Source organism: Rhizobium sp. YS-1r (genome assembly GCF_000757525.1).
Classification (GTDB): Bacteria; Pseudomonadota; Alphaproteobacteria; order Rhizobiales; family Rhizobiaceae; genus Neorhizobium; species Neorhizobium petrolearium.
In genome coordinates this window covers 18387-45310 of the sequence record NZ_JPYQ01000009.1, presented here as the reverse complement: position 1 = coordinate 45310, position 26924 = coordinate 18387, and the positions used below count along the sequence as shown (strand labels likewise).

Here is a 26924-nt window from a genome sequence, read left to right as displayed (position 1 = left end):
TGCGAACTTGTTATTTGTTACGCCTTTCAGCAATTTTCTTGCGCGTATACGGCCCTATGGAACTCGAAAGCAATTCAGCCGTTTGCCGGTCTCTCTCAATCAGGGACAGGTCGATATGCCGGAACTGGATGCCGTCACCGAATTCCGCGTTTTTCCAAGAACATGGGGGGCGGAATATGTCGCCGCCGGCGAGGTGCGCTTCCGGCTCTGGGCGCCGGGCCAGAAAAAAGTCTGGCTGAGGCTCAACGGCGAAGACACCGAGATGACCCGCAGCCCTGACGGCTGGTTCGAGCTGCTCGCGACCGGCGTCGTGCCGGGCACGGAATACAGCTATCTGCTCGCCAACGGCATGATCATTCCCGATCCCGCTTCCCGCGGCCAGAAACAGGACGTTAACGGACCATCGCTGGTGATCGATCCGACCAGCTATGCCTGGCAGCATCCGGACTGGAAAGGGCGTCCCTGGGAAGAGGCCGTCATCTACGAACTCCACATCGGCACCTTCACCAAGGAAGGCACGTTCCGCGCCGCGATCGAAAGATTACCCTATCTGGCCGAACTCGGCATCACCATGATCGAGGTCATGCCGGTCGCTCATTTCGGCGGCAACCGCGGCTGGGGATATGACGGAGCACTGCTCTATGCTCCGCATGCGGCCTATGGTCCGCCGGAGGATTTCAAGGCCTTTGTGGATGCTGCCCATGGCCATGGCCTGATGGTCGTGCTCGATATCGTGCTCAACCATTTCGGTCCGGAAGGCAATTATCTGCCAATGCTCGCGCCGTCTTTCTTCCACAAGGAAAGAATGACGCCCTGGGGTGCTGCGATCGCTTACGACATCGATCCGGTGCGGCGCTATATTGTCGAGAACCCCCTCTACTGGCTGGAGGAATTCCATCTCGACGGCCTGCGCTTCGATGCTGTCGACGTGATCGAGGACACATCTGAAAAGCATGTCCTGATCGAGATCGCCGAGCGCATCCGCGCCGAAATCACCGGCCGGCCGATCCATCTGACGACCGAGGACAACCGCAACGTCACCTTCCTGCACCCTCGCGACGAGGACGGCAACGCTCCTCTCTTCACGGCCGAGTGGAACGACGATTTCCACAATGCCGTCCATGTGCTCGCGACCGGCGAAACGCATGCCTATTACGAGGACTTCGCCACGGATCCGGAAAAGCTGGCAGCCCGTGCGCTGACCGAGGGCTTCGCCTATCAAGGGGAGATTTCGCCGCGGAAGGGTAAAGTACGCGGCGTCAAAAGCACAGATCAGCCGCCCGTTGCCTTCGTCGACTTCATCCAGAACCACGATCAGGTCGGCAACCGGGCGCAAGGGGAACGACTGCTCCCGCTCGCCGGTGCATACAAGACCAAGGTGCTGTTCGCCGCCCTGCTGCTTTCTCCGCATATCCCGCTCCTCTTCATGGGCGAGGAATATGGCGAGACCAACCCTTTCCTGTTCTTCACGGATTTCCATGGTGATCTTGCGAAGGCGGTGCGCGACGGCCGCCGGAAGGAATTCGAGGGCCATGCCGGCCATGACGACGATACCCTGGTGCCTGATCCGAATGCGAGGCAGACCTTCGACTTCTCCACGCTCGACTGGAACAAGCCGGACTCCGTCGACGGCCGGGACTGGCTGGAATTCACCGGCAAGCTGCTTGAGCTTCGCAAGCAATATGTCTTGCCATTGCTCCGCTCGGCGCACGGTGGCAGCGGCAAAGTCCTGAAGACGGAAAAGGGCTTCCTTGCCGTCACGTGGACCTTCCCGAAAGGCACGCTTTCGATGGCGATCAACATCGGCGAAGAGCCGCAAACCCTGCCCGGGCTGTCCGGCAAGGTGATCTTCGCATGGCCGGAACAGGCCAGGGATCTGGCACCGAACTCCATCGTGGTGAGCTTTGCACCGACCGGAGACACGGAATGAAGGTCCCGACCGCCACCTACCGCATCCAATTCCGCAACGGCATGACCTTCGACCGCGCCGCGGCGCTGGTGCCCTATCTGAAACGGCTCGGCATCAGCCACCTCTATGCCTCGCCGATCTTCACCGCCACGACAGGCTCTACGCACGGCTATGACGTCACCGACGCCAACGAGATCGATCCAGCGATCGGTGGCCGTGCCGGTTTCGAGCGCATGATGCGAGCACTGAAGGCAGGCGGCCTCGGCCTCATCCTCGACATCGTACCGAACCACATGGCCGCATCGCTCGAAAACCCGTGGTGGCGCGATGTGGTCGAAAACGGCGAAAACAGCCGTTACGCCCGCCATTTCGACATCGACTGGAGCCGTCGTCTCACCCTTCCCTTTCTCGGCGACACGTTCGAAAAGGTGCTTGAAGCCGGCGAGATTTCCATCAGGCTCGATCCCAAAACCGGCAGGCCGGCGCTTGCCTATTACGAAACGCTCTATCCGTTGACGCCGTCGAGCTATGCCGGCTGCGGGACGGCGGTGCTCGCGACCACGGACAAAGCTGCGATCGCCAGGCTTCATGACCAGCAGCCCTATCGGCTGATGTCCTGGCGGGACATGCCGCGCGAACTCTCCTACCGCCGCTTCTTTGAAATCGCCGGCCTCGTCGGCGTCCGGGTTGAGGACGGTTCGGTCTTCGACGATACCCATCACCTCATCCTCGAACTCGTCCATGGCGGCATGGTCGATGGCCTGCGCATAGACCATGTGGATGGCCTTGCCGACCCGAAGGGATACCTCGAACGGCTGCGCCACGAGGCCGGACCGGACTGCTACATCATCGTCGAAAAGATCCTTGGCGAAGGCGAGCATATCTCTGCCGACTGGCCGGTCTCCGGTACGACCGGCTACGAATTCATCGCCGCCGTCAGCGACGTCCTCATCGATGCGGGAAAGCTCGATACGCTCCGGGAGACCTATCACCGGGTCATCGGCCATGCGGTCGACATGGAGGCCGAACTCCGTGCCGCGAAATTGATGATGGTGGACAACAACTTCGCCGGAGAAGTTGCAATTCTGCTGAAGCTCGCCATGCAGATCCAGCAGGTGGAGGATCGGGAATCGGCACTTGCCGAAGCCTCCGTGAGATCAGCCCTGCGCGAGTTGCTGGTTGCCTTTCCTATCTACCGGACTTACGGCACGCGGGAAGGCCTGCCGACGGAAGACCGGAGGGTACTGGGAAAAGTTCTGGACACGGTGCGAAACGGACCGAACGCCCCGCCGCTCCACGCTCTCGCTTTCCTGGAGCGCATTCTGATCGGCGATGTCGAGCAATCCGTCGCCGGCCGCGCTTCAGTCTTCCGCACCCGCTTCCAGCAACTGACCGGTCCGCTTATGGCGAAGTCCATGGAGGACACGCTTTTCTATCGTCACCATATGCTGCTCGCGCTGAACGAGGTCGGCGGTGAACCGCTCCCTCGCGCCTCTTCGCTCGGGCGGTTCCATGGAGCGATGGAGACGAGGCTTGAAAGGGAGCCCGACGCCCTTTCCGGCACCTCCACCCATGACACCAAACGCGGTGAGGATGCCCGCGCACGTCTTTATACACTGAGCGAAGCTCCCGAACTTTGGGCCGAAGCCGCCGCGCGCTGGCATGAAATGAACAGCGCTTTGATCTCGGCATTGGATGACGGCCCCGCCCCCGAACCTCCCGTCGAATGGATGCTCTATCAGGCGCTCGCCGGCGTCTGGCCGGCAACCTTCGATCCGGGGAACCTGGAAGATCTGAAGGCCCTGGAGGAGCGCTTCGCCGCTTACGTCGGGAAGGCGTTACGCGAGGCGAAACTCCGCACCAATTGGGGTGATTCCAACGAGGCCTACGAGAAAGCCGTCATCGGCTATGCCCGCGGACTTCTTTCGCCCGGGAACCAGACTTTTCTGGCGGATTTTTCCAATACGCTCCGCCCCTTCATCCATGCCGGTCTGGTGAACAGCCTCACCCAGACCATCATCAAACTCACCGCTCCCGGCGTGCCGGATATCTACCAGGGCTGCGAAGGCCTCGATTTCAGTCTCGTCGATCCGGACAATCGCCGTGAGCCGGATTTCGAGACGTTGCAGACCTGGCTTTCCGAGAGTGAGATGCGTCCGTCGACAAATGAGGAATGGCAGAGCGGCCGGCTGAAACAGCATGTCACCGCCGTCCTTCTGCGGCTGCGCCAGGAAGCACCGACGTTGTTTCGCAAGGGCGAATACCTGCCCCTTGAAGCCGTCGGCAAGCGCGCCGACAATATCGTTGCCTTCGCCCGCGCCGACGCCGAAGATGCATTGATCGTGATCGCCCCCCGGCTCGTCTTCAGCGCCTTCCATACGGCATCCCCTCAGTTCGGGGCAGACCGCTGGGCCGAAACTGAGGTTTCGCTGCCGGAAAAACTCGCCCATCGCCGCTATCGTGACATCTGTGCCGGAAAGACGATGCATTTCGGAGAGCAGGTCGCCCTCAGCAGGGTCTTCGCCGACTATCCCTTCGCGCTCTTGCTTGCGGAATAGCTGTCGGTTTCGTCAATGGAGAAAGCGCCGATCTGCTTCGAGACGGCGCCTTGATTCTCTTGCAGAGGTTGAGATTCCCGTAGATTTCTCAACGAAATCAAGCGAATCCGACGAGATTCAGAATCGCGATGACAATAACGATGGCGCCGACCAACCAGATGATGCTGTTCATGTCTTTCTCCTTTCGATGTTGTGGTGTGAACGGCGCGGGACTGAAAATGTTCCGGTAGAATGCCTTTGGAACAAACAAGGTCGGCACGTGTTGAACGAGCGTCATGCGGAGCTTCGACCTCCGTCAGGAAGGGTGGGGTGAAATGGCCGGAGAAACGCCTCAGGGCGACAATATGACCGGAGCGACGACGCATCGCGTGGTCATCGTCGGTGCAGGCTTTGCCGGTCTGGCGGCCGCCCGCACCCTCGGCAATACCGGAATCGACGTCACCGTCATCGATCGGCGCAACCACAATCTCTTTCAGCCGCTGCTTTATCAGGTTGCGACCGCGGCGCTGTCACCTGCCGATATTTCCGAACCGATCCGCCGCACGCTCGGCCGCTTCCGCAATATCAAGGTCATGCTGGCGGAAGTGACCGGCATTGATCCCTCGGCGAAAACGGTTCAGCTCGATCACGGCGCCTCGGTACCCTACGACCAGTTGGTGATCGCCACCGGCTCCGAATATAATTACTTCGGCCACGAGGATTGGCGCGCCTGGGCGCCGGGGCTCAAGACGATCCATGAGGCGCGGCTGATCCGCCAGCGCCTGCTGCTTGCCTTCGAAAAGGCCGAACTCTCACAGGATTCGGAGGAAAAGAAGGCGCTTCTGACCAGCGTCATCATCGGCGGCGGCCCGACCGGGGTGGAGATGGCAGGCGCGATTGCCGAACTCGGCCGCTTCATGATCACCCGTGATTTTCGCAAGCTGGAGCCCGACCATATGCGGGTGATCCTCATAGAGGCTGGTCCGAAGATCCTTTCAGCTTTCCCCGATAATCTCGTCCAGTATGCGCTTCGGGAACTTGAGAAAACGGGCGTCGAGGTGCTGACAAACCTTCCCGTGGAAGCAATGACCAAGGATGAGGTCGTGGCAGGCTCGCGGCACTTCCGCGCCGGCTGCATCATCTGGGGAGCAGGCGTGAAAGCATCCCCGGCCGGCAGGTGGCTCGGCATCGAAGGCAAGGCCGGCGGCCGTATTCCGGTCGAGCCTGATCTCTCCGTCACGGGGTTTCCCGATATCTTCGCGATCGGCGATACGGCGCTTGGCCTTGCCGAAGACGGTAAACCGTTGCCGGCACTCGCCCAGGTCGCCAAGCAGCAGGGCGAATATCTCGGCCGCGCACTCAAAGAGAAATTGCTGGACGGCAAACCTGTCGGACCTTTCCACTTCCAAAACCGCGGCAATACAGCCGTGATCGGCCGCAATGCCGCGATCTTCGACTTCGGCAAATGGACGCTCAAGGGCTGGTTTGCCTGGCTTCTTTGGGCGATCGTGCATGTTTATCTGCTCGTCAATTTCGAAAAGCGCCTGCTCGTCAGCATTCAGTGGATCTGGCGCTATCTGACCCGGCAGCGCGGAGCCCGGCTGATCGACGAGAATGCCGCTGCCTTCGTGCCGTCATCCACGCAAAGGACCGAGACATGAACACCGCCAACCCGCAGCTCGAAGGTCTTTATCTCGCGCTTGCCGCGATCAACCGCCTTCTGGTCGAAAAGGGCCTCGTATCCCACGTCGAAATCCAGGATGTCCTGCAGACCACCGAACGTGCGGTGCTTGCCGACGACAAGCCGCTCAGCATTTCGAGCTCCCATCAGAAAGCCGTCGCGTTCCCGATCCGACTTCTGCTTCTGGCGAACGAGGCACACGAACAGGGCAAGACATTCTGTTTCGATGATCTGGCGCGGGAGATCGGTCGGCGAACCTGAGATATTGGATGGATCGCGGGCTCTGAACGGTGGCATGAGCGCATGCCGCCGCTGTTCTCGATGGAGGAAGAAGAAGATCAGAGGATCGGCTTGCCGCCCGTCACTGCGATCATCGTGCCGGAAACGTAGCTGGAAAGCGGGTCGGCAAGCATCACATAGGTCGTTGCAAGCTCCGCCGGCTGACCTGGCCGCTTCATCGGCACCTGTTTGCCGAACTCCTTGACCTTGTCTTCCGGCATGGTGGAGGGAATGAGCGGCGTCCATATCGGGCCGGGTGCCACGGCATTCCCCCGGATGCCCTTTTCGGCGAGAAGCTGTGCCAGCCCTGCCGTAAAATTCTGGATCGCGCCCTTGGTGGTCGCGTAGGCAAGCAGGCCCGGGTTCGGATTGTCCGAATTGATCGACGCGGTATTGATGATGGTGCTGCCTGGCTTCATATGCGGTACGGCGGCCTTGGAGAGATAGAACATCGCGTGAATGTTGACCTTGAAGGTGAGCTCCCATTCTTCGTCGCTGATATCTTCGATCGAGGAGAAGCTCGCCTGATGTGCCGCATTGTTGACGAGGATGTCGATACCGCCGAATTCCCCCACCGCCTTGTCGATGATCGCTCGGCAATGGGAGGAGGCCTTGATGTCGCCCGGCATGAGCACAGCCTTGCGTCCTGCTTCTTCAACAAGACGCTTGGTGTCTTCGGCATCCTCGTCCTCATCGAGATATGAAATCAGAAGATCGGCCCCCTCGCGCGCATAGGCGATCGCGACCGCCCGGCCGATGCCGCTGTCGCCGCCGGTAATGACGGCGCGTTTGCCGGCAAGCCGCCCCGACCCTCGGTAGGAAAGCTCGCCATGATCCGGCACCGGATCCATCCGGTTCGTAAAGCCGGGCATCGGTTGCTGCTGTTCGGGAAAGGGCGGCGTCGGGTACCGGGCCATGGGAAGCGTCCTCCTTTTCGGTTGGAAAGTTGCTTTTCCAACTCGCTGCAAAGGCGGATGTTCCCGACCGCAAACACGGAAAAGGAAGAAGGCGCCGAGACCGCGGCGATGCGGGAGCCGAAGGCTCCCTGGGACATTGACGTCGCCGGAGGCTCAGCCTTTGTGCTGCGTATCATCCGCCTGCGGACTGCCGGAACCTCGGTCCAGTTTGCCCTGCTCGGCCTTGTAGAAATACTGGCTCGCGATCAGCCACCCTTTGAGGGGCCGGAGTGGCAAGAGGCAGGTGATGAGCAGCACCGGCAGAGAGATCAGGAGATGCACCCAGAATGGCGGCTGGTAGGAGACTTCAAGCCACACAGCCAACGCGATGCTGGGCACGCTGCCGAAACAGACGACGAAGAAGGCCGGACCATCCGCCGGGTCGGCAAAGGAATAGTCGAGGCCGCAGACCTCGCAATTGGGCCTGAGCGTCAGGAAGCCGTTGAAAAGATGTCCCTGGCCGCAACGCGGGCACCGGCCACGCATACCGGTGCTGGAGGGAGAAAGCGGGGGCCAATCGGCGTCATATGCCATGACATCTGCCTTTCGTGACAGGACACAATCTGTGGTTCATCTCTGGCTCGGCAATACCGTTCAAGCAAGGTCTTCTCTTGATACGCGTCAATTCGCCCCGCATGCGAACTGCCATGTCGAACCATGAAACTTCTGTGACAGGTCTATGGCAGGAGATGCGAAATGCATAGTCTGAGGACAACCGAATCGCCCTGCTGCTCTCGACGGAATCCCATGACATCCGAATTTTCAGGCCTCGGCATCACGCATCGCGGCCACTTCACGCGGCTCAAATGGCACCGGCTGCGCCGCAGCCTGTCAGATCCCCTGTTTTCCGCCGAGATAATGGCCGAGGGGTTCCGATTGGGTGCCTCAACCGAACTTGATCTGCGCATACGCGCCGATGGCGGCTTCGTCGTCCTGCACGACGCGGAGCTCGAAGGGGAAACCGATGGCTGCGGCCCCATCCGCGAGGCCTCCGCGGATGCCATCCGCGGACTTCACCTCAAGAGCGGCGGCCATCCGCCTATCCTCAGCGAAGATCTGGCTACGATGCTTCAGACCGCTCATCCGGAAGCGCTTCTTCAGTTCGACATGAAGGATGAGCTTGCCGCCATCGGTCCGCGTGGGATGGACCATCTTGTGCATTATTTTGCCGATGCCGGCTCATCGATCATCATCAGCGGCCATGACCTCGACCTGATACTCGCGGTCAAGGAAAGGCTGCCGGATTTGAAACGCGGCATCGATCCCAGCGACAAGTTTGGCGACATTTACAAGGCCGGCGGCTGGAGCGCCGTCGAGAAGGACCTGCTCGCCGACATTCATGGTCCAACCGAACCGGACACGGTCTATCTCTACTGGCCGATCCTGCTCGACGCCGCCAAAGCCGGTCTGGACATGATCGGCCTCTGCCACGATGCCGGCAAGCTGGTCGACGCCTGGACCTTCAACCTCAGGAACCCGGATGCGGGGTTCGACGAGGGAGAAGCGCGCGATTTCGCCGCCCTGATGGCGCTGAAGCCGGACCAGATCACCACCGACGAGGCCCCCGCCACGGAACGCGCCTGGGCCGGGCTCGCAGGTTGAACGTCTCAATCGTCCCAGAACGGCTCGCGATAGACGCGCCGGCTGACCAGTTTCAGGCTTCGATCCGGCTGCAGGATATATCGCTCCTCGACCCGCTGGCCGAACTCGTTTCGGAACTGATGGCTCACGACGCTGCCGATCGGAGACTTGGTGAGCCGGGTGCGCGGCTGACCGCCATAGGTGATGCTGCCCGGAATGGGCTCGATCCCCGGTCCGATTTCGAGAGCTGGACTAGGCCTGCCGACGCTATCAACGGTACAGCCGGCGAGCGCAAGCACAAGGCCGGCGATGGCGACGATGGTTCTCATGAGTGATCCTTCCCGGTTTGAAGCAGTGGCGGATTGTCTCAATTCAGAAGTCGATCCGAAGTTCCCAACCGGCCCGGCCGATAAATATTCTACCCATCGCCAGAATATTCGTTACACATTTCAATCGCCAATCACTGAATGGGGAGAATGCGTGCCGTGACGAAACCGTATGGAGCCATGTCGATCGCCGAGCTTTCCGCGCTGATCCAGACCGGAACGGTCGACCCCGTCGCGGTGACCGAAGCAGTGCTTGCGGGCATCGAGGCCTATCCGGACAAGGCGGTCTTCATCTCCCTGCTGAAGGACCGGGCGCTGGCAGAGGCCGAGGCGTCCTCGAAGCGCCAGAAGGACGGCCGCTCGCTTGGCCTGCTCGATGGTATTCCGATCGCCTGGAAGGACCTTTTCGACGTCGAAGGATTGCCCACCACCGCAGGCTCCAAGGTGCTGAAGAAGGCCGAGCCTGCCAGGAAGGATGCCGCGATCGTCGACCTTCTGAAACAGGCGGGCATGGTGGCGGTCGGCCGCACCAACATGAGCGAGTTCGCCTTTTCCGGCATCGGCATCAACCCGCATTACGGCACTCCTCGCAATCCGCATGGAAAGGATGTGCCACGCATTCCGGGCGGTTCGTCCTCCGGCTCCGCCGTCGCGGTTGCAGCCGGCCTCGTTCCCGTCGCCATGGGTACGGACACCGGCGGCTCGATCCGCATCCCGTCGGCACTGAACGGTATCGTCGGTTACAAGGCGACACGCGGTCGCCATGCGATGGACGGGGTCTATCCTCTGGCGACGAGCCTCGATTCGCTTGGCCCCCTCTGCCGTACGGTCCAGGACGCAGTCTGGATCGATGCCGCCATGCGCGGCCTTGCCGCCCCGCAGACAGCCCGCCGGCCGCAAGAACCGCTCGACATCGTCATCCCGACCAACATCGTCTTCGACGGTGCCGAACCGGGCGTCGTCACCGCCTTCGAAGCTGCAATTGGCCGGCTCGAAAAGGCCGGCGCGAGGATCACCCGCATCACCATTCCGGCCTTCGATGAGATCCCGGCCCTGATGGCAAAGCGCGGCGCGCTCGTCACGGCGGAAGCCTTTGCGCTTCACCAGCAGCGGCTGTCGGGACCGGAGGCTGCCGAAATGGATCACCGGGTCGTGGCCCGGACGCGTCTTGGCGAGAAGATCAGCATGCCGGACTATATCGCCATTCTTGAGACGAAAGCACGCCTGATCGCCGAGACCAAAGCGCTGATCGGCGACCGTTTCGTCGCCATGCCGTCGGTCGCTCATGTTGCGCCGCCGATTGAGGCGCTCGAAAAGGATGACGAACTGTTCTTCGCGACCAATGGCAAGACGCTGGGCAACACCGCACTCGGCAATTTCCTCGACTGGTGTGGTGTTTCGATCCCCTGCGGCACGGGCGACGCCGATATGCCCGTCGGCTTCCTGCTGTCGGCAGGCGCCAACCATGACGAGGCGCTGCTTCAGGCCGCGATGAGTTGCGAGGAGACCGTCAGAGGGTAGGAAACGGCGGCGAAGGGACGTCCTGACACGGACTGCCAAGCACCTCGTCAGACAGGACCCGCACCATTGACTCTGCTGTCCATCGTGGCACTTTGGTTCGGTGAGCGCGGCGGAACGGCGCATCGTGCCCGCCCGCCTGATCCGCACGATCGAAAGCTCACCGGATAGAGGAATGGCTTGATGTCATCGGAAGAGGACGATCGGTCGGACCAATCGCGAAGAGTAGCAGAGGCCGCGGCTAAGGTTGTCGATCCGGAGCTCATGGACGCGCTACGGCAGGCGGCAGCGCACGCCTGGAACACCGGCGAAGTCAAATTCGATCAGCAGATCGCATCTGCCATTCAGGCCATCGCCAAGGAGTTGGGCGTCACTCGAGACGAAGCAGTCCGGCTGATGGTACGGGAATGGTTGGAAGGGAATGCCTATTCGCCTGTGCGCCGGCAAGGGGAAGATGACGATACCGCAGGAAAGACGTAAGCGAACCGGCGCTCATCGCGCAGCCGGCTCAGCAGGCCGGGAAACGATGGCGGAATGGAAGGCAACCGCTCCAACGCCGGGCATACCCAACATATCCGCCTCGCCAGATGATTGGAAGTAGGCCGTGCTGATGCGCCTACTCCTTTAGGCCAGGTTCACCGGCAGAAAACATCGGACTAAAATCCATGATTGTAAGCCGAGCATAGAAGAGGCTCGACTTTCGGCGAAGCCCGCGCTGGGGGAATTGCGCGGGCTTCGTCATTCTGATGATCCGGCGGCAAATTACATTTTCCTGAGAATATCTTCAGATCAACACCTCCCGATCACACGCGGGCGACGAGGAATTCCAGCAGGATGGCCCGCCGAACCATATAAGCTCGGCATCAAGGATATCTGTCGAGCCTGTTCGGCCCGGAGGATTCGGTGATGGATTGGTAGCGGGAGGCAGAATTGAACTGCCGACCTTGGGGTTATGAATCCCACGCTCTCACCAACTGAGCTATCCCGCCACAGGATTTGCGGTGTTCCGAAAGTCCGGTCCGCTTTGGTCGTGCGGCTTATAAGTCGCCCGTCACCAAAGTGTCAAGCGCGGTTTTGGCAAATCCGGCGGCTATTTTAAAGACCGCCGGAAAGCGCCGGATCAGGCCGCGACAGGGGCGGAAAGCAGCGCCTGGAGAGACGCTTCAGCCGCAGCCGCGCGTTCCGAACGTTCGATGAAACCGCCGCCATAGACGCGTGCATCCGGCCCTTCCGCAGAATAGAGGACGCAGGCCTGGCCCGGTGCCACGCCCGCCTCGCCCATCATCAGGTCGACATAGGCGCCGCGGTCGTCGCAATGGACGGTGGCCGGCGTCGGCGGACGAGTCGAACGGACCTTGGCAAAGCACGCAAAGCCGTCGCGGGCATCTTCATCGAGCGCGCCGTCGCCGATCCAGTTGACGTTGCGCAGATAGACGCGATGCGTATCCAGCGCCTCCTTCGGGCCGACGATCACGCGACGCGAGCGGGCATCGAGATAGACGACATAGAGCGGTTCGCCTGTGGCCACTCCGAGCCCTTTACGCTGGCCGACCGTGTAATGCACGATGCCTTCGTGGCGCCCGAGCACACGGCCGTCCATGTGCACGATATCGCCGGCAAGCGCCGCATTCGGCTTCACCTTGCTGATGATGTCGGCATACTTGCCCTGCGGCACGAAACAGATGTCCTGGCTGTCGGCTTTCTTCGCGACGACGAGGCCCATGTCTTCGGCCAGCGCCCTCACCTCCGCCTTGGACATGCCGCCGAGCGGGAAGCGCAGGTAGTCGATCTGCTCCTGGGTGGTGGCGAACAGGAACCAGCTCTGGTCGCGGTCGCTGTCTACCGGGCGGAACAGCGCGCGGCGGTTCGGATTGTCCGCTGTCGGATTGCGGCGCGAACGGATGTAATGGCCGGTCGCAAGCGCATCCGCGCCAAGCTCCCGCGCCGTCGCCAGAAGATCGGCGAACTTGACCGTCTGGTTGCAGGCAACGCAGGGGATCGGCGTTTCGCCCATCGCATAGGCTTCGGCGAACGGATTGATCACCGTCTCGCGGAACCGCTTTTCGTAATCAAGCACGTAATGCGGAATGCCGAGCGTTTCGGAAACCCGACGCGCATCGTCGATATCCTGGCCTGCACAGCAGGAACCCGCGCGATGCACGGCCGCACCGTGATCGTAGAGCTGCAGCGTGATGCCGAGCACGTCATAGCCCTGGCGTTTGAGCAGACCGGCGACGACGGAGGAATCCACGCCCCCCGACATGGCAACGACAACGCGTGTGTCTTCCGGCCTCTTGTCAAAATCCAGCGTATTCACGGGTAACTCTCTCGGTATATCGGGCCGCCGGTCCATGTCAGGAAGGGCGGGAAGTCGGGGCCCGGCGCGGGATCGGCCGCAAGCCGGGCTATTCTTGCCGGATATAGAAAGGATTTGTGGCCGGCGCAAGGAGGATGGGTATTTCGGCGGCTTTGGCATGGTTTCGGTCCTGCCCTCGGATCGCATTTCGCCTTCCCCCGGACTGAACCTGTGACCGGATGACGAGCGGACAGACTCCTCCCTTGGTACGTTGCGTCTTTTTCAATCGGCCGGGACACGTCGTGTGCCTCGATTTAAGTTTTTATGGGTGACACCCGACGTGTCCCGTTCGGTGTGTTTTTCCGCGCAACTCCGGTTCCTCTGCGGCGATATGGTCTTACGTCCTTGCGGATGCCATACCGGGTTGTGTGCGACACACGCACGCCCCGCCTGAAGACGGGAGGGGAACCATTTTCTGCGCAGCCCCTGATGGCCCGCCTGCATCAACGGCAGACCGAAAGGGCACCGGTCCCATCTCGCCGGCGATGCGTAACCGGTGTAGCCGAAACGGAACGGGGAGATTGTAGGCGTGAGTTGAGAGGGCGGGGATGAACGGAAGTGATTTTTCCTGCCGATTTCTTCCAAGGCCTTGATTTGCCTCACCATCCCCCCCTCTGCCCTGCCGGGCATCTCCCCCACAGGTGGGGAGATCACAAGCGGCATGGCCTTCCCACCAAGCCGACGATGTGTCGGATAGCGGCACTTGTTGTTTGAGGAAGCCGGCGCGTCCAGTCAATCTCCCCCCTTGTAGGGGAGATGCCCGGCAGGGCAGAGGGGGGCGGCACGGAACAGCCCGTCGCTTTGGCGCCGGGCGTTCAGAACTGCAATCGATTCATTGGATCGATTGCTCGGGTTTCGCCCAACCGCTCTTCACCCTCACCGATCCGAAGACCGGTTCATGTCGCGGACGACCCAGCGGAAAAAGAGATAGACAGCCAAAAAGAAAAAGATGAGAGGCAACAGATTTTCGAATGCCGACATCATTAAATCTCAAGCCTGCCCTTCCCGATTCGCAAGCTAGCTTCTTTGATCTGCGACAACAAACGCTAATTCACCCTAGCTAACAAATGTTAATTCGCATTCGGTTGCACACCGAAGTTCAACAAGAAATGTAGCCTGCCGCTCCATCATGACTGAAGCGTCCTGGGCTGCGCCGCCTCGCCAACGACCGCGCCGTTGGTCGCCCCCTCCGCCCTGACCCGCGGCAATGCCGACGGATATTCCCGCTGGATGAAGTCGATCAGCTTCTCGCGCATTTCGCAGCGCAGGTCGAAGGTCCTGGGCGCGTTGGAAGCGGAGGCGAGGATGCGGATCTCCATGACGTTTTCCCTGAAGTCCGTCACCTGCACCGCAACGACCCTCTTGTCCCAGAGTTTCGAGGCGGCCGCGATCTCCTCCACCTTCTTTCGGATGACGTCCACCGGCACGGAATAATCGAGGTAGATCATCACCGTGCCGATCAGCGCCGCCCCCTCGCGCGTCCAGTTCTGGAAAGGCTGTTCGATGAAATAGCTGAGCGGCAGGATCATCCGCCGCCAGTCCCACAATTTCATCACCACATAGGTGGAGGTAATCTCCTCGACATTGCCCCACTCCCCTTCGACGATCAGCGCGTCGTCGATCCGGATCGGCTGGGTGATCGCAAGCTGGATGCCGGCAAAGATATTTTTCAGCACCGGCTGAAGCGCCAGGCCGAGCACAATACCCGCGACACCGGCGGATGCAAGCAGGCTGACGCCGTATTGCTGCACCGCCGGGAAGGTCATCAGCGTGGCGGCGATGGTGATCGCCACGATCATGAAGCTCAAGATGCGCTCCATGATGCGTGACTGGGTGACATGCGCCCGGGCAAGCAGGTTGTCTTCGGCGTCGAGCTTGAAGCGGCGCAGATAAACGACCGTCCAGACATGCAGAGCGATCTTCGCCATCCAGCCGACCACGACGATGAAGCAAAGCAGCAGGATATGGCGGATCACCGACGCCTGATTGCCGGTGAGAGGCGCAACGGTCGCGCCGAAGGACAGCGTCCAGGTCAGGATCGCAAGCCGCATGGGCCGCCGCGTGCGGGAGACGAGCGAGCGCCAGAAGAGATCCCGGTTCGCGACGAGCCGCGTCAGGAAGCGGAAGCCGAAGCGTTGAATGGCCAAGCCGATAAGGAAGGCGACCACGAGCACACCGATGCTGACGAACCAGTCCGGCAGCCAGGCCGTGTCGCTGCGGAATTCCTGAATGAAGTGCTCCATAGGTCATGACCTAGAGTGCGATGCAGCATAGAAAAGAGTGGCCGCAAAAATATCATGTTTGGCGGGCCTGATGGCGTGGGGCGACCAAGGCACGAAAAACAGGGCGGAGGAGAATGCGATGGAATTCGATCTCATGCGCTTTGTCGATGCGCAGGCGCCTGTCTATGACCGGGTGATCGACGAATTGCGGAACGGCAGGAAAGACACTCACTGGATGTGGTACATCTTCCCGCAGGTCGCCGGGCTTGGCTTCTCGATCATGTCGCAGCGTTTCGCGATCGGCTCGAAGGAAGAAGCCCTGGCCTATCTCCGCCATCCGCTGCTCGGACGCCGGCTGCTTGAATGCACCGAGGCGATGCTTGCCCACAAGGATCTCTCGGCCCACGCGATCCTCGGCTCGCCGGACGACATGAAGTTCAAAAGTTCAATGACATTGTTCGAAACGGTCAGCGAAAAGGGCTCCCCTTTCGAGAGAGCCCTTGAGCAGTTCTATCCCGGTGAGCGCGACGAAAAGACCATCGCGCTGTTGCGCGCCTAGGCCGCGACCTGGATCGCCGAGACCTTCCAGTCGTTGGCGGGTTTGCGGACAAAGGTCCAGATCTCCACGGTCTCCGTGGCGTTGTCCGGATCACCTTCAGTCACCGCGCCGCTATCGCGATCACGCATAAAGTCGATGCTCGAATAGCGCATGGCCACGGTCGCATATTCCTGGCCGTTCTCACGCCACGCTTCTGCAAGGTCGCCCTGCAGGAGCTTCACGTCCTTCACCTCGTTCCTGCGGCCGCTGGTCGCGTTCTCTCCAAGCTCCTCAGCCAGGTAGGACATGGCTTCCGGCGTGGTGAGATTGCGCAGCTTCGCATAGTCCTCGGCAGCGTAAGCCGCCTGCACGTCCGCCAGCATTTTCTCGAACTGGTCGAGGTCGCGGTTGGTGATGCCGATCTCGTCGGTTTCAGGCCCAGCCTGACGGGGTGCAGAGCTGTAACCGGTAGCCGTACCGCCGCCGCCCAGAGAACCGATCTTCGGGATCTGGAAGGAGGACGACGTGTTCTGATGCGACGTCTCGTAAGCGTTGCGCTCTTGGCCGTAGCCCCCGGCCGGACCGGCCGGCTGCTGCCGGCGGCCGAACATGCGGAAAGCCAGCATGGCAAGCCCGCCGATCAGCGCGATCTGCAGCAACATGCCGAGGAAGCCGAAGCCACCGCCGAAGCCGGTGCCCATCAGCATGCCGAACAAACCGCCGAGCAAGAGCCCGCCGAAAAGTCCGCCTGCCAGGCCACCGAAGAGACCGCGGCGAGGCTGCTGGGCCGTCTGCTGACCGAGGCCGGTCTGCGGACGCGTGGCGTTCTGCTGCGTGTTCGGGGTCATGGAGCGTTCAATGCCGGTCGCCGGTGCCGGCGCCGTGCGGGTGACCGGCGGAGCAGAATAGGTGCGCGTGCCGCGGCTGCCGAAGCCGCTGAAACCGCCGGCGCGACGCGCCTCGGCCATGTCGACGGCGGTCAGCGAAACCGCCATGCCGATCGCAAGGACCGCGAACAGTTTCTGGAATCGCCGAAGCTTGGATAACATCTCTTTCTCCTCATAACCGCATGGATGCGGCATTCCCGGATTATATAGCGATGCACCCTTTTCGATTTTAGAGGGCCTCGTCGCTTTTCGCGCTGAAGTAGATAATGGACGAAGAAACGAGAGGCAAGCCTCAAAAATACAACCTATAAGGGATTCCGGAAACGTTGGGTAAGCTCGAATTACATCCGGCCTTTGCGTGACTGGAACAATCATCCCCCGCCCCTGTTCCCGCCACAGGCATCAAGAAAGGTTTTCATCCATGCACTATGCGCGCTTTTTTACGATGATCGCGATATCGACCGTCGTCATGTTCGGTCTGATGTATCTCAACACCTACCAGTTGGATCATGTCTTCTTCAGCGAAACACGCGCCTACATGGCCCTCGTGATGGGCGCCGTCATGGCGATCATCATGCTCGCCTTCATGCTGCAGATGTATACGAACCGGATGGCCAATATCGCCATTTTCATAGGGAGTGTAATCGTTTTCGCGGCAGCTCTTTTTCTCGTCCGCAGCCAGACGACCGTGGACGACGTCTCCTATATGAAGGCGATGATCCCTCATCACTCGATCGCCATCCTGACAAGTTCCCGGGCCAATATTTCCGATCCGCGCGTGCGCCAGCTCGCCGATGACATCATCGAGACGCAGCGACGGGAGATCGATGAGATGAAGGGCCTGATTGCCGATCTGCAGAAACAGTAAGCCCGGCACGAAACGCGCCGGGCTTCTTGCACTATCCTTGGGAGGATGACCTTCAGTCGATGTTGAAGACCAGCGGCTTGGCCTGCCGGATCGCCGGATTGGCGGTGAGCTTCTCCAGGACTTCCGGGGCCACCGGGCCGTCGACATAAAGCAGCGCGATCGCGTCGCCGCCTTCCTTGTCGCGGCCGAGCTGGAAGTTGGCGATGTTGACGCCGGCGTCACCAAGCGTGGTCCCCATGAAGCCGATCATGCCGGGCACGTCCGTGTTGGCGATATAGATCATGTGCTGGCCGACTTCGGCATCCATGTTGATGCCCTTGATCTGGATGAAGCGCGGCTTGCCGTCCGAGAAGACGGTGCCGGCGACCGAACGGGTCTGCTTCTCGGTGGTGACGGTGAGCTTGATATAGCCGTCGTAGACACCCGTCTTGTCGCGCTTGACCTCGGACAGGATGATGCCCTTTTCCTTGATCATGATCGGCGCCGAAACCATGTTGACGTCGGAAACCTGGTTGCGGATCAGGCCGGCGAGCAGCGCGGAGGTCAGCGCCTTCGTGTTCATCGTCGCGGTGATGCCGTCGTAAAGGATTTCGATTTCCTTGATCGGGTTTTCCGTCACCTGCCCCGCAAACGAACCGAGCACGTCGGCGAGCTTGATGAAGGGCTTCAGGATCGGTGCTTCCTCGGCCGTGATCGACGGCATGTTGATGGCGTTCGAGACAGCACCCTTGACGAGATAGTCCGACATCTGCTCGGCCACCTGCAGAGCGACGTTTTCCTGCGCTTCCGTCGTGGAGGCGCCGAGATGCGGCGTGCAGACGACATTGTCGAGGCCGAAAAGCGGGCTCTCGGTGGCGGGCTCCACCTCGAAGACGTCGAAGCCGGCGCCGGCGACATGGCCGGACTTGATGGCTTCGGCAAGCGCTGCCTCATCGACTAGGCCGCCGCGGGCGCAGTTGATGATGCGGACACCCTTCTTCGTCTTGGCAAGGGCTTCCTTGTTCAGGATGCCGCGCGTCTTGTCGGTCATCGGCACATGCAGCGTGATGAAGTCGGCCTTGGCGAGCAACTCATCGAGTTCGACCTTGGTGACGCCCATTTCCTCGGCGCGTTCCTTCGAGAGGAACGGGTCATAGGCGAGAACATGCATGCCAAGGCCGATCGCCTTCTTGCAGACGATCGAGCCGATATTGCCGGCGCCGATGACGCCGAGCGTCTTGCCGGTGATCTCGACCCCCATGAAGCGGGACTTCTCCCACTTGCCGGCCTGCGTCGAACTATCGGCAGCCGGAAGCTGGCGGGCGACGGCGAACATCAGCGCGATGGCATGCTCGGCCGTGGTGATCGAGTTGCCGAAAGGCGTATTCATGACGATGATGCCGCGGCGAGAAGCGGCCGGGATATCGACGTTGTCGACACCGATGCCGGCGCGCCCGATGACCTTGAGGTTGGTCGCAGCCGCGATCAGCTTCTCCGTCGCCTTGGTGGCGGAACGGATGGCAAGGCCGTCGTAATTGCCGATGATCTCGGCAAGCTTATCCTTGTCCTTGCCGAGTTTCGGCTGGAAATCGACTTCGACGCCGCGATCGCGGAAAATCTGGACGGCGGTTTCCGACAATTCGTCGGATACGAGAACGCGAGGTGCCATGTCTGGGCTCCTTGAAAAGGGTTCTGTCTTGGATGAGGAAGCGGGCTCCGCCTCGAAAAGCGGAGCCGAAGCGCGATCGTTTACGCGGCAGCCTTGGCGAGCGCGGCCTTCTGAGTATTGAAGGCGTAAGCGAGCCACGGCATCAGGGCCTTCATGTCGGCCTCGTCGATCGTGGCGCCCGCCCAGATGCGCAGGCCCGACGGCGCGTCGCGATAGGCGCCGATGTCGAGGGCGACGCCTTCCTTTTCGAGGATCGCGGCGATCCCCTTGGCGAATGCGGCCTGCGCATCGTCATCGAGCGCCAAGATTTCGGGGTCGACGATCTTCAGGCAGACGGACGTATTGGACCGCGTCGCCGGATCAACTGCGAGGTTCTGAAGCCAGGAGTTCGCGGCGCAGAAATCGAAGATGACCTTGGCGTTCCGATCGGCGCGGGCGATCAGCGCCTTGAGGCCGCCGACCTGCTTCGCCCAGAGAAGCGCATCGATATAGTCCTCGACGCAGAGCATCGACGGCGTGTTGATCGTCTCGCCGGTGAAGATGCCTTCGATCAGCTTGCCGCCCTTGGTCATGCGGAAAATCTTCGGCAGCGGCCACGCGGGCGTGTAGGTCTCGAGACGCTCAACGGCGCGCGGGGAAAGGATCAGCATGCCGTGACCGCCCTCGCCGCCCAGGACCTTCTGCCAGGAGAAGGTGACGACGTCGAGCTTGGTAAAGTCCATGTCCTGCGCGAAGGCCGCCGAAGTGGCGTCGCAGATCGTCAGGCCCTTGCGGTCGGCGGGGATGAAATCCGCGTTCGGAACGCGCACGCCCGAGGTCGTGCCGTTCCAGGTAAAGACCACGTCGCGGTCGAAATCGACTTCCGCCAGGTTCGGCAGCAGGCCGTAATCGGCTTCGAACTTGCGGACGTCCTTGAGCTTCAGCTGCTTGACGACGTCGGTGACCCAGCCGGCGCCAAAGCTTTCCCAGGCGAGCATGTCGACGCCGCGTTCGCCGAGCAGCGACCAGAGCGCCATCTCGACGGCGCCGGTATCGGAAGCCGGCACGATGCCGATGCGGTAATCCGCCGGCACGTTCAGGATTTCGCGGGTAAGATCGATGGCCTGCTTCAGTTTCGTCTTGCCGACTTTGGCGCGGTGCGAACGACCGAGCGGGGCATCAGCGAGCGCTTCGAGCGACCAACCGGGGCGCTTCGAGCAAGGGCCAGAAGAGAAATGGGTATTGTTCGGACGTACGTCCGGCTTTGCGGTATCCGCCATGATGCTATCCTTCCAGATAGATGGCTCCTCGTTGGGGAGGAGTGTCCCGCCGCCGTGGATATTCCTGTCCGCTTTCACAGTCAAGCGGGCGATGTCGCTCCTGGATAAATTTCTGCCGCAGGCGCCGCCCGATACGGCGAGATCAGCAGATCACCGGGAAATACATCCATCCGAGAAAGGCGACGTTCGCCTGCCGCAAACGCCGCAGGATGACCCATTTCAGGGGTCTCACCGCCTGCCAGATGGCGGTGGAGCGAATACCCGCGGCGACACGGCGTCGCATGAGGAAGATCCGGCCACGCAGTGTAACGGGTTGCTCCCGGGCCGTCAGGGGAAAGGTCGTCTCGCAGCTTTCGAGCTTCCAGGCCTCATCGCCGATACCGAGATCCAGCCATTCGAAGCCGTTTTCGCAGAGCCATTCGAGCGTGCGGCAATAAAGCACGCTGCCGGGCGAATATTTCGCCCAGGCGCCCGCCTCGAAGGACAGCATGATTGCATAGTAGCGCCGGCCGGCCACAAGACCCCAGATGGTCGCGATGATTTCCTCTCCCGACTTCAGGTAGAAGAGCCGGAGCATGCCTTCGCGGGCGAAGAGTTCGGTGCCCCTGTCGAAGAAGTCGCGCTTTCCGGCATCGACGTCGAAACCGGGAACGCGGGTCTGCTCGAACCGCCACTGTTTCTGGCGCATGAAGGCCAACGTCGCCTGGCGGCGTTCCGCCTCGTCCGCCGCGATCCCGAAGGAAAGCGGCGCGATCTTTTCCAGGTTGCGGATCTTGCGCATCAATGTCTTGCGTTGCGGTATCCCCGCCTCGATCTCCGCCCAGGGCCGGCGCAGGTCATTGCCGTGACAGGAAACTCCGTTCGGACGATCGCCGATAAGGCCGAGCGGATTGACGATGCCGTCGATATCGCCCGGCATCTTGCTGAACATCACGACATCGAAGGGCGGCAAGGCGTCCGTGACGGCCCGCCAAAGCTCCTCCGCCGTCTCGCGTGACCAGGCGATCGGCGTCGGAAACAGCACCGGTGCGTTGTAATCGGCCGCATCGGCATCGATGAATTCAAGGATTCTCGCCCCCTTCGACAAGCTGATGCAAAGAGGGATGAAGATGACCGGGCGGCCGGCAGCGTCGCGCACTTCCACGAAATGCAGGCTGCGGCGGCCGGTTCGTCCGAGACTCGAAAGCCACACCTTGAGAAACGCGACGCTCTGGAAAGGGTGAAAGCGTGCGCCGTTCCCGGCCGTTGCGCCCTGCGGCCAGTCCTGCGAGACGTCGTCGAGGTCGTCAAAGACGGAGATCTTGAACACCAGCACCATCTGCAAGCCTTTTTGGAATGTCCCGGCATTCGATAGCGGCTCAGGCCCGAGTTTTGAACCCGAAACCGGATACATCGTTAATTTCGACGACGCTTCATCTGTCGCCTCAAACGCAAAAGCCGCCCGGAAGGCGGCTTTTACTTTCGGATATCTGAAACTCACTTGTAAACGATCGGCTCCGGCGGGGGCTCGTAGGGCGGGACGTCGCAGCCACCGAACGTGTAGCGTGCGCCGATGCGGGCCTCATGCATGTCGAAGCCCTTGTCATCGCCGGGACCGCCGCCGAGATTGTAGCCGAACATGTCCCCGCCCATGATGTGGCGGTAGCGATAGCCGATATCGGCCTTGAGGTTGCAGGTGATGTCGATGGCCGCGCCCGCCATGAGAGCATAGGTGAAGCGCCAGCTCTTCTGGCCTTCGTGTTCGCTGGTATAGCAGCCGGCGGCATAGGGATCGTCGCAGATCGTGTTGCGGAGCTTGCCCCACTTGACGTAGGCACCGCCGATACCGCCGCCGACATAGGGCGTGATGTAGCCGTAAGTGCCGAGGTCCACATAGACGTTGGCCATCAGCGAATAGGCGTGCATGTAGGATTTGTCGCTGGAGGAGCATGCAACGAACGGGTTGCCGACACCATCACCGCAGACACCCGACGTGCCGCCGCGGAAATCCGCCGAGGTGAGGTAGTCGAAAGTCACGTCAGTGCGCAGGTGGTTGTTGATCTGGTAGCCGACACCTGCCCCCAGCAGGAAACTGTCTTTCAGCGACGTGTGGTCGAAATTCGTCAGCGTGGAATTGGAGCCCTGATAGTAATTCGCCCCGCGTATGTCGTTGAAGGAATAGCCGACATCGCCGCGCAGATACCACCCGCTGGCTTCCTGCACGGTTACTTCCGGAGCATCCATGATCGGCTCGGGTTGCGGCTGATAAAGATCTGCAGAATTGGCGGTGCTCACCGTCAGCGCCAGCACGAATGCGCTGGTCAAGCACTTTTTCATGGCTTCATCTCCAAAGCTCGTATCGCGTATGGCTGGCGGAGCGCGCAGCCAACGGGTTGATCCGCGAAAGATGATGAAGAAGAAAGGTTAAGCGCCGCTTAACCATGCTTGTTTACCGCATGTTTTCCTTAATTTCAGTCAGGGCCGCAGACGAAAGCTTGGCTTTGACCAAGTTAACCATGGCGCTGCACGGCTTCCATTGGCAAAAGCTTCCGCGACGTTTAAGGAAGGCGACATGCCAGACAATGTCATCAAGTTCCAGCGTCCGCCAAAACCGAAGCCACCACGGCAAACGCCGCCATGGCTCAAGCGCCTGCTGATCGCGCTCGGCATCGCCGCCTTCTTCGCGGCGGCCTTCATCTATTTTTCGCTGACAGGCGCGGCGCAGCCCTGAGGCGCGCCGCGTTCAAGCAAGCCCAAGCCTTATGTGCGCAAGACGCGTTCAGGCCGCAGCGCTGCGGGCGCTGGCTATGGCACCGACAAGGCCGTCGACGATGCGTTCGATCTGCGCCCGATCGTCTCCTTCCGCCATCACGCGGATCAGAGGTTCGGTGCCGGAGGGACGGATCACGAGGCGACCATGCGAAGCAAGCTCGGCCTCCGCATCGGCGATCGCCTGACGCACGGCGTTATCCTCCAGCGGCTTGCCCCCCTGGAAGCGGACGTTCTTCAGAAGCTGCGGCACAGGCTCGAAACGACGGCAGATCTCGCTGACCGGCCGTCCAAGACGCTTGACCCGCGCCAGGATCTGCAGCGCGGCGACCAGACCGTCGCCGGTCGTGCCGAAATCCGAAAGAACGATATGGCCGGACTGTTCGCCGCCGACGTTGAAGTCATTGTGGCGCATGTGTTCCACGACGTAACGGTCGCCCACCTTGGTGCGGTGGAGGTCGAGGCCCTTCTTCTGAAGGAACCGTTCCAGTCCGAGATTGGACATGACGGTTGCGACAACGCCGCCGCCCCTCAGCTTCTCGTCCTCGGCCCAGCTCTCGGCAATCACCGCCATCAACTGGTCGCCGTCGACGATCTCGCCACACTCATCAACGATGATGACGCGGTCAGCATCGCCGTCGAGCGCAATGCCGATATCGGCGCGCACTTCATGGACCTTCTTCTGCAAATTTTCCGGGCTGGTCGAACCGCAGTCGAGGTTGATATTCGTGCCGTTCGGCTCGTTGCCGATCGTCACCACCTCGGCCCCGAGCTCCCAGAGCGCGAGCGGCGCCACCTTGTAGGCCGCACCATTGGCGCAATCGATCGCAACGCGCAGGCCGTGCAGCGTGACATCGCGCGGCAGCGTGCGCTTCACATGCTCGATATAGCGGTAGATATCGCCCTCGACGCGTTTCGCGCGGCCGATATCGCCGGGCTTGGCGAGCTGAGCATGCATGTCCTTGTCGAGCAGATCCTCGATTTGCATCTCGATCTCGTCGGAGAGCTTGTAGCCATCCGGACCGAAGAGCTTGATGCCGTTGTCCTGATAGGGATTGTGGGAGGCGGAGATCATCACGCCGACATCGGCGCGCAGGGAACGGGTGAGCATGGCGACCGCCGGCGTCGGGATCGGTCCGAGCAGAAAGACATCGAGGCCTGCGGCGGTGAAGCCCGCCACCATCGCATTCTCCAGCATGTAGCCGGAAAGACGCGTATCCTTGCCGATCACCACCCGGTGGCGATGATTGCCATTGCGGAAGATCGTGCCGACGGCAATGCCGACCCGCATCGCAAGATCGGGCGTCATCGGAAAGACGTTGGACTGTCCGCGAATACCATCGGTGCCGAAATAGCGGCGTGTCATGTAAACTCCTTCGTCATCGCGCCTCACATCGCGCGGTCCTGGCGCGATCCCGGGCGAAGTCCTGGCAGGGATCGGACCCGCGATCCTCTCGACGGCCGGGCCGGCCTCATGGTCGGCTCATGCCATAGATCGCATGAATAAGCACATAAATTAGCGTCAAAATCGCTTATATCCCGTTACCAATAAGGCTAAGGCCCGTCACTCATTGAGATAGCCGGGGAGATAGACAGTCAAACAAAAACCGCCGCGGATCGCTCTGCGGCGGTTTTGAGTTATGTTTGAATGGCTCAGTGCGGCTGGGGTTCGAGACCGCTTTCAGGCTCGCCGCCCTTCGGCTCGTCCTTTTTGGAACCGCCGGTGCTCGGCACTGCCGAACCACGGGCGGGCGGCGCGTCGTCGCCGAGATCGCGTGACGGCTTATGCCCTTTGAGCAGTGCCTTGATCTCCTCGCCCGACAGCGTCTCGTATTCGAGCAGGCCTTCGGCGAGAGCCACGAACTCGTCGTGCTTCTCGGTGATGATGCGGCGGGCCTCTGTATAGGCCTCGTCGATCAGGCGACGCACTTCGGTGTCGATCTTCTGGGCGGTCGATTCCGACACATTCTTCGACTGCGACACCGAATGGCCGAGGAAGACTTCCTGCTGGTTCTCGCCATAGGCGACCTGGCCGAGCACGTCGGAAAAGCCCCATTGCGTGACCATGGCGCGGGCAAGCTTGGTGGCCTGCTCGATGTCGGACGAGGCACCCGAGGTGATGTTTTCCTTGCCGAAGGTGATTTCCTCGGCGACGCGTCCGCCCATCATGATGACAAGGCGCGACACCATCCACTTGTAGCTCATCGAATAGCGATCGCCTTCGGGAAGCTGCATCACCATGCCGAGCGCACGGCCGCGCGGAATGATCGTCGCCTTGTGGAGAGGGTCGGCGACAGGGACGTTCAGCGCGGTGATCGCATGGCCGGCCTCGTGATAGGCGGTGAGCTTCTTCTCCGCCTCGGTCATGGCCGAGGAGCGGCGCTCCGCACCCATCATGATCTTGTCCTTGGCGTCCTCGAACTCCTGCATGGTGACAAGGCGCTTGTTGCGCCGGGCCGCCATCAGGGCCGCCTCGTTGACGAGGTTCATGAGGTCGGCACCGGAGAAGCCGGGCGTGCCGCGCGCCAGCACCTTGAGGTCGACATTCGGCGCCAGCGGAACGTTGCGGGCATGAACCTTGAGGATGCGCTCGCGGCCGACGATGTCCGGGTTCGGAACGACGACCTGGCGGTCGAAGCGGCCGGGACGCAGAAGCGCCGGGTCGAGAACGTCGGGACGGTTGGTCGCGGCGATCAGGATGATGCCTTCGTTCGCCTCGAAACCGTCCATCTCGACGAGGAGCTGGTTGAGGGTCTGTTCGCGCTCGTCATTGCCGCCGCCGAGGCCGGCGCCGCGATGACGACCCACCGCATCGATTTCGTCGATGAAGATGATGCAGGGCGCATTCTTCTTGGCCTGCTCGAACATGTCGCGCACACGGGAGGCACCGACGCCGACGAACATTTCGACGAAGTCCGAACCGGAAATGGTGAAGAAGGGCACGTTGGCTTCGCCGGCAATCGCGCGGGCGAGCAGCGTCTTACCCGTACCGGGCGGGCCGACAAGCAGCACGCCGCGCGGGATGCGGCCGCCGAGCCGCTGGAATTTCTGCGGATCGCGCAGGAATTCGACGATCTCTTCGAGGTCCTGCTTGGCCTCGTCGACGCCGGCGACGTCTTCAAACGTCACGCGCCCGTGTGCTTCGGTCAAAAGCTTGGCCTTGGACTTGCCGAAGCCCATCGCGCCGCGCGAGCCACCCTGCATCTGCCGCATGAAGAACAGCCAGACACCGAGGATCAGAAGCATCGGCAAAAGGGTGCCGAGATAGCTCAGGAAACCGGAAGACCCGTCCGTTTCCGGGCGGGCCACGATGGTGACATTCTTGGACTGCAGCCGCTCCATCAAGGTATCGTCGATGACGGGCGAGTAGGTCTGAAATCCAGAGCCGCTTTCCGTATAGGTGCCGAGCACCCGGTTGCCTGTGACGACGACATCCCTGACCCGCCCCGAATCCACGTCACGCAGGAATTGCGAATAGGGAATCTCACGCGAGTTGGTCTGCGTCGGCGCCGTCTGGAACATGCTGAACAATGCGACCAGCAAAAGGGCTATGATGACCCAGAGGGCGATATTACGAAAGTTTGGGTTCATTGAACTCCCCGGACTGTGAC

At 61.2% G+C, this 26924-nt stretch carries 23 protein-coding genes and 1 tRNA gene; 10 read left to right on the top strand and 14 right to left on the bottom strand.

Annotated features, from left to right (window positions below):
• Positions 1-115 precede the first annotated feature (115 nt).
• Entirely contained in the window at positions 116-1930 is a 1815-nt protein-coding gene (treZ, locus tag JL39_RS09505; RefSeq protein ID WP_037149622.1) for a malto-oligosyltrehalose trehalohydrolase, read from the top strand.
• A complete protein-coding gene (treY, locus tag JL39_RS09500) occupies positions 1927-4467 on the top strand; it encodes a malto-oligosyltrehalose synthase (protein WP_037149080.1) in 2541 nt (846 codons plus the stop codon). Before treZ ends, treY begins: the two co-directional genes overlap by 4 nt.
• Positions 4468-4564: 97 nt before the next feature.
• Here treY and JL39_RS09495 read toward each other — a convergent pair whose 3' ends face one another.
• Positions 4565-4744 carry a hypothetical protein gene (locus JL39_RS09495; RefSeq protein WP_037149077.1) on the bottom strand — a complete coding sequence of 60 codons (180 nt, stop codon included), beginning with the start codon at positions 4742-4744 and terminating at the stop codon, positions 4565-4567.
• Positions 4745-4781: 37 nt separating this feature from the next.
• Between JL39_RS09495 and JL39_RS09490 the strand changes: the two genes are divergently transcribed.
• A complete protein-coding gene (locus JL39_RS09490; RefSeq protein WP_081952772.1) occupies positions 4782-6107 on the top strand; it encodes an NAD(P)/FAD-dependent oxidoreductase in 1326 nt (441 codons plus the stop codon).
• A complete protein-coding gene (locus JL39_RS09485) occupies positions 6104-6388 on the top strand; it encodes a hypothetical protein (RefSeq protein WP_037149074.1) in 285 nt (94 codons plus the stop codon). Before JL39_RS09490 ends, JL39_RS09485 begins: the two co-directional genes overlap by 4 nt.
• A 77-nt stretch (positions 6389-6465) precedes the next feature.
• On the opposite strand, the gene JL39_RS09480 is transcribed toward JL39_RS09485, so the two are convergent.
• Together JL39_RS09480 and JL39_RS09475 are read right to left on the bottom strand one after the other, a co-directional pair.
• Positions 6466-7323, bottom strand: a complete 858-nt coding sequence (locus JL39_RS09480) for an SDR family oxidoreductase (protein WP_037149071.1) — start codon at positions 7321-7323, stop codon at positions 6466-6468.
• Positions 7324-7476: 153 nt separating this feature from the next.
• The gene (locus tag JL39_RS09475; RefSeq protein ID WP_037149068.1) at positions 7477-7896 is read right to left on the bottom strand and encodes a DUF983 domain-containing protein; all 420 of its coding nucleotides are present in this window, start codon (positions 7894-7896) and stop codon (positions 7477-7479) included.
• Between the two features lie 213 nt (positions 7897-8109).
• On the opposite strand from JL39_RS09475, the gene JL39_RS09470 reads away from it, so the two are divergent.
• Positions 8110-8964: a glycerophosphodiester phosphodiesterase family protein gene (locus tag JL39_RS09470; protein ID WP_037149066.1), complete on the top strand. Its 855-nt coding sequence runs from the start codon at positions 8110-8112 to the stop codon at positions 8962-8964.
• 5 nt (positions 8965-8969) lie between these two features.
• Here the strand turns inward: JL39_RS09470 and JL39_RS09465 are convergent, their stop codons facing one another.
• The gene (locus tag JL39_RS09465; protein WP_037149063.1) at positions 8970-9272 is read right to left on the bottom strand and encodes a membrane protein; all 303 of its coding nucleotides are present in this window, start codon (positions 9270-9272) and stop codon (positions 8970-8972) included.
• A gap of 156 nt (positions 9273-9428) precedes the next feature.
• On the opposite strand from JL39_RS09465, the gene JL39_RS09460 reads away from it, so the two are divergent.
• Together JL39_RS09460 and JL39_RS09455 are read left to right on the top strand one after the other, a co-directional pair.
• Positions 9429-10790, top strand: coding sequence for an amidase (locus JL39_RS09460; RefSeq protein WP_037149618.1), 1362 nt, complete (start codon positions 9429-9431; stop codon positions 10788-10790).
• Between the two features lie 180 nt (positions 10791-10970).
• Complete coding sequence (locus JL39_RS09455; protein WP_037149059.1) at positions 10971-11267, top strand: ribbon-helix-helix protein, CopG family; 297 nt, start codon at positions 10971-10973, stop codon at positions 11265-11267.
• Between the two features lie 432 nt (positions 11268-11699).
• On the opposite strand, the gene JL39_RS09450 is transcribed toward JL39_RS09455, so the two are convergent.
• The 3 genes from JL39_RS09450 to JL39_RS09440 all read right to left on the bottom strand — a co-directional run bounded on the left by JL39_RS09450 (position 11700) and on the right by JL39_RS09440 (position 15386).
• Positions 11700-11776, bottom strand: a tRNA-Met gene (locus JL39_RS09450).
• Between the two features lie 131 nt (positions 11777-11907).
• On the bottom strand, positions 11908-13104 hold the full coding sequence (gene mnmA, locus JL39_RS09445; RefSeq protein ID WP_037149055.1) for a tRNA 2-thiouridine(34) synthase MnmA: 1197 nt from the start codon (positions 13102-13104) through the stop codon (positions 11908-11910).
• Between the two features lie 1166 nt (positions 13105-14270).
• On the bottom strand, positions 14271-15386 hold the full coding sequence (locus JL39_RS09440; RefSeq protein ID WP_037149051.1) for a mechanosensitive ion channel domain-containing protein: 1116 nt from the start codon (positions 15384-15386) through the stop codon (positions 14271-14273).
• 118 nt (positions 15387-15504) lie between these two features.
• On the opposite strand from JL39_RS09440, the gene JL39_RS09435 reads away from it, so the two are divergent.
• Complete coding sequence (locus JL39_RS09435; protein WP_037149048.1) at positions 15505-15924, top strand: DUF1810 domain-containing protein; 420 nt, start codon at positions 15505-15507, stop codon at positions 15922-15924.
• Here the strand turns inward: JL39_RS09435 and JL39_RS09430 are convergent.
• Entirely contained in the window at positions 15921-16952 is a 1032-nt protein-coding gene (locus tag JL39_RS09430; RefSeq protein ID WP_037149045.1) for a Tim44 domain-containing protein, read from the bottom strand. The genes JL39_RS09435 and JL39_RS09430 overlap by 4 nt on opposite strands.
• Before the next feature lie 259 nt (positions 16953-17211).
• On the opposite strand from JL39_RS09430, the gene JL39_RS09425 reads away from it, so the two are divergent.
• Positions 17212-17658, top strand: a complete 447-nt coding sequence (locus JL39_RS09425; protein WP_037149042.1) for a DUF305 domain-containing protein — start codon at positions 17212-17214, stop codon at positions 17656-17658.
• A gap of 52 nt (positions 17659-17710) precedes the next feature.
• On the opposite strand, the gene serA is transcribed toward JL39_RS09425, so the two are convergent.
• From serA to JL39_RS09405, 4 genes are all read right to left on the bottom strand, one after another.
• Positions 17711-19306 carry a phosphoglycerate dehydrogenase gene (serA, locus tag JL39_RS09420; RefSeq protein ID WP_037149032.1) on the bottom strand — a complete coding sequence of 532 codons (1596 nt, stop codon included), beginning with the start codon at positions 19304-19306 and terminating at the stop codon, positions 17711-17713.
• Positions 19307-19386: 80 nt separating this feature from the next.
• Positions 19387-20565 (bottom strand): phosphoserine transaminase, encoded by a 1179-nt coding sequence (locus JL39_RS09415; RefSeq protein WP_037149030.1) that lies wholly within the window; start codon positions 20563-20565, stop codon positions 19387-19389.
• 142 nt (positions 20566-20707) lie between these two features.
• Positions 20708-21958, bottom strand: coding sequence for a GNAT family N-acetyltransferase (locus tag JL39_RS09410; protein ID WP_052182785.1), 1251 nt, complete (start codon positions 21956-21958; stop codon positions 20708-20710).
• A gap of 83 nt (positions 21959-22041) precedes the next feature.
• On the bottom strand, positions 22042-22881 hold the full coding sequence (locus tag JL39_RS09405) for an outer membrane protein (protein WP_037149028.1): 840 nt from the start codon (positions 22879-22881) through the stop codon (positions 22042-22044).
• Positions 22882-23116: 235 nt separating this feature from the next.
• On the opposite strand from JL39_RS09405, the gene JL39_RS32105 reads away from it, so the two are divergent.
• Entirely contained in the window at positions 23117-23275 is a 159-nt protein-coding gene (locus tag JL39_RS32105) for a hypothetical protein (protein WP_200883933.1), read from the top strand.
• A gap of 48 nt (positions 23276-23323) precedes the next feature.
• On the opposite strand, the gene glmM is transcribed toward JL39_RS32105, so the two are convergent.
• Complete coding sequence (glmM, locus tag JL39_RS09400) at positions 23324-24679, bottom strand: phosphoglucosamine mutase (protein WP_037149024.1); 1356 nt, start codon at positions 24677-24679, stop codon at positions 23324-23326.
• 287 nt (positions 24680-24966) lie between these two features.
• Positions 24967-26904, bottom strand: coding sequence for an ATP-dependent zinc metalloprotease FtsH (gene ftsH, locus JL39_RS09395; protein WP_037149022.1), 1938 nt, complete (start codon positions 26902-26904; stop codon positions 24967-24969).
• Positions 26905-26924: the final 20 nt, after the last annotated feature.